At 56.2% G+C, this 3554-nt stretch carries 2 rRNA genes; both read left to right on the top strand.

Annotated elements, in window-relative coordinates:
• The first annotated feature begins 225 nt into the window (after positions 1 to 225).
• Positions 226 to 3337, top strand: a 23S ribosomal RNA gene (locus ACIBQZ_RS43145).
• A 93-nt stretch (positions 3338 to 3430) separates the two neighbouring features.
• Positions 3431 to 3547, top strand: a 5S ribosomal RNA gene (gene rrf, locus ACIBQZ_RS43140).
• The last annotated feature ends 7 nt before the right edge of the window (positions 3548 to 3554 follow it).

The raw sequence follows: 3554 nt of genomic DNA, 5'->3' as shown, positions 1-3554 counted from the left end.
GATGATTAGCACCCTGTTGGGTCCTGAAGGAACAACTGTGGCCTGTGAGGGTTGGGGTTGTTGTTTCGGAACTGTCCAGGCATGGCCTGGTCTTGCATACCGTGTCGGAGAGCCGGCTCCTGTTGTGGGGGTTGTGTTCCTGGTGGCTGGTGTGGGGCCTTGTGGGTTGTGGGTTGGTTGTTGGTTGAGAATTGCACAGTGGACGCGAGCATCTTGTTTTCTGTAGGTTAAGTTGTCAAGGGCGAACGGTGGATGCCTTGGCACCAGGAGCCGATGAAGGACGTGGGAGGCCGCGATAGGCCTGGGGGAGCTGTCAACCAAGCTATGATCCCAGGGTGTCCGAATGGGGAAACCTGGCACCAGTCATGTGGTGTCACCTGCATCTGAATTCATAGGGTGTATGGGGGGAACGCGGGGAAGTGAAACATCTCAGTACCCGTAGGAAGAGAAAACAACAGTGATTCCGTGAGTAGTGGCGAGCGAAAGCGGATCTAGCCTAAACCTGTGGCGTGTGATACCTGTCAGGGGTTACGTCATGGGGGTTGTGGGACCCAATTGTCGCAGCTGACACTGTGGTGGAGAGTTACAAAGTTTGCGGTTAGTCGAGTGGTGTGGGAAAGCCAACCGTAGAGGGTGAGAGTCCCGTAGACGAAAATCGTAGACCTCTTTTTGGTGTTCCCGAGTAGCGGCGGACTCCTGTAATCTGCCGTGAATCTGCCAGGACCACCTGGTAAGGCTGAATACTTCCTGGTGACCGATAGCGGACAAGTACCGTGAGGGAATGGTGAAAAGTACCCCGGGAGGGGAGTGAAATAGTACCTGAAACCGTTCGCCTACAATCCGTCAGAGCCTCCTTGTTGGGGTGATGGCGTGCCTTTTGAAGAATGAGCCTGCGAGTTAGTGGCATGTGGCGAGGTTAACCCGTGTGGGGCAGCCGTAGCGAAAGCGAGTCTGAAGAGGGCGTTTGAGTCGCATGTTCTAGACCCGAAGCGGAGTGATCTAGCCATGGGCAGGTTGAAGCGTGGGTAAGACTGCGTGGAGGACCGAACCCACCAACGTTGAAAAGTTGGGGGATGACCTGTGGTTAGGGGTGAAAGGCCAATCAAACTCCGTGATAGCTGGTTCTCCCCGAAATGCATTTAGGTGCAGCGTCGCGTGTTTCTTGCCGGAGGTAGAGCACTGGATGGTCTAGGGGGCCTACAAGCTTACCGAAATCAGCCAAACTCCGAATGCCGGTAAGTGAGAGCGCGGCAGTGAGACTGCGGGGGATAAGCTTCGTAGTCGAGAGGGAAACAGCCCAGATCACCAGCTAAGGCCCCTAAGCGTGTGCTAAGTGGAAAAGGATGTGGGGTCGCATAGACAACCAGGAGGTTGGCTTAGAAGCAGCCATCCTTTAAAGAGTGCGTAATAGCTCACTGGTCAAGTGGTTCCGCGCCGACAATGTAGCGGGGCTCAAGCACACCGCCGAAGCTGTGGGACTCACATATTAACCCCGCTTGTCAGTTTACTGATGGGTGCAGGTGTGTGGGTCGGTAGGGGAGCGTCGTGCTACCGGTGAAGCGGCGGAGTGATCCAGCCGTGGAGGTTGCACGAGTGAGAATGCAGGCATGAGTAGCGAATGAAGGGTGAGAAACCCTTCCGCCGGATGACCAAGGGTTCCAGGGCCAGGCTAATCCGCCCTGGGTGAGTCGGGGCCTAAGGCGAGGCCGAGAGGCGTAGTCGATGGATAACGGGTTGATATTCCCGTACCCGCAAAGGAGCGCCCAAGACGAACCTTGTTGTGCTAACCACGTGAAGCGCCGGCGACCTTCGGGTTTATGGTGTGGAGCCTGGGAACCTGGCAGGTAGTAGTTTAGCGATGGGGTGACGCAGGAAGGTAGCTGAGCCCGGCCGGTGGTTGTGCCGGGGTAAGCGTGTAGGCCGTGTCATAGGCAAATCCGTGACGCATGAGGCTGAGACGTGATGCCGAGCCGATTCAGGTGAAGTCAGTGATCCTATGCTGCCGAGAAAAGCCTCTAGCGATGTTCCGAGCGGCCCGTACCCCAAACCGACACAGGTGGTCAGGTAGAGAATACCGAGGCGACGGGCGAACTGTGGTTAAGGAACTCGGCAAATTGCCCCCGTAACTTAGGGAGAAGGGGGGCCGGACGCGTGAAGCCCCTTGCGGGTGGAGCGTGGTATGGCCGCAGAGAGCAGGGGGAAGCGACTGTTTACTAAAAACACAGGTCCATGCCAAGTCGTAAGACGATGTATATGGACTGACGCCTGCCCGGTGCTGGAACGTTAAGGGGACCTGTTAGCCTTTCGGGGCGAGGCGGAGAACTTAAGCGCCAGTAAACGGCGGTGGTAACTATAACCATCCTAAGGTAGCGAAATTCCTTGTCGGGTAAGTTCCGACCTGCACGAATGGCGTAACGACTTCCCCACTGTCTCAACCACAGGCCCGGCGAAATTGCAGTACGAGTAAAGATGCTCGTTACGCGCGGCAGGACGGAAAGACCCCGGGACCTTTACTATAGCTTGACATTGGTATCCGAATGTAATTGTGTAGGATAGGTGGGAGCCTGTGAAGTCCGGACGCCAGTTCGGGTGGAGGCAATCTTGAAATACCACTCTGTTGGATTTGGGTATCTAACTTGCGGCCCTGATCGGGTCGAGGGACAGTGTCTGGTGGGTAGTTTAACTGGGGCGGTTGCCTCCTAAAAGGTAACGGAGGCGCCCAAAGGTTCCCTCAGCCTGGTTGGCAATCAGGTGTTGAGTGTAAGTACACAAGGGAGCTTGACTGTGAGACTGACAGGTCGAGCAGGGACGAAAGTCGGGACTAGTGATCCGGCACTTGCGTGTGGAAGCGGTGTCGCTCAACGGATAAAAGGTACCCCGGGGATAACAGGCTGATCTTCCCCAAGAGTCCATATCGACGGGATGGTTTGGCACCTCGATGTCGGCTCGTCGCATCCTGGGGCTGTAGCAGGTCCCAAGGGTTGGGCTGTTCGCCCATTAAAGCGGTACGCGAGCTGGGTTTAGAACGTCGTGAGACAGTTCGGTCCCTATCCGCCGTGCGCGTTGGATACTTGAGAAGGGCTGTCCCTAGTACGAGAGGACCGGGACGGACGAACCTCTGGTGTGCCAGTTGTCCCGCCAGGGGCACGGCTGGTTGGCTACGTTCGGAAGGGATAACCGCTGAAAGCATCTAAGCGGGAAGCTCGCTTCGAGATGAGGTATCCCACCACCTTGAGTGGGTAAGGCTCCCAGCTAGACGACTGGGTTGATAGGCCGGAGATGTAAGCCTAGTAATAGGTTCAGTCGACCGGTACTAATAGGCCGAGGGCTTAACTACCCTAAACTTTATGCTCTACGCGTCCACTGTGTGATTCACAGCTTGCAAACAACCATCACGATGTTGGTGTTGTTTGTGATTGCTGGCAGCTGTTTCGGTGGTTATAGCGGAGGGGAAACGCCCGGTCTCATTCCGAACCCGGAAGCTAAGCCCTCCAGCGCCGATGGTACTGCACTCGGGAGGGTGTGGGAGAGTAGGACGCCGCCGGACTTAACGT

The organism is Actinoplanes sp. NPDC049599, from assembly GCF_044465625.1.
GTDB lineage: Bacteria > Actinomycetota > Actinomycetes > Mycobacteriales > Micromonosporaceae > Actinoplanes.
This window is presented reverse-complemented; position numbering and strand designations above follow the sequence as displayed.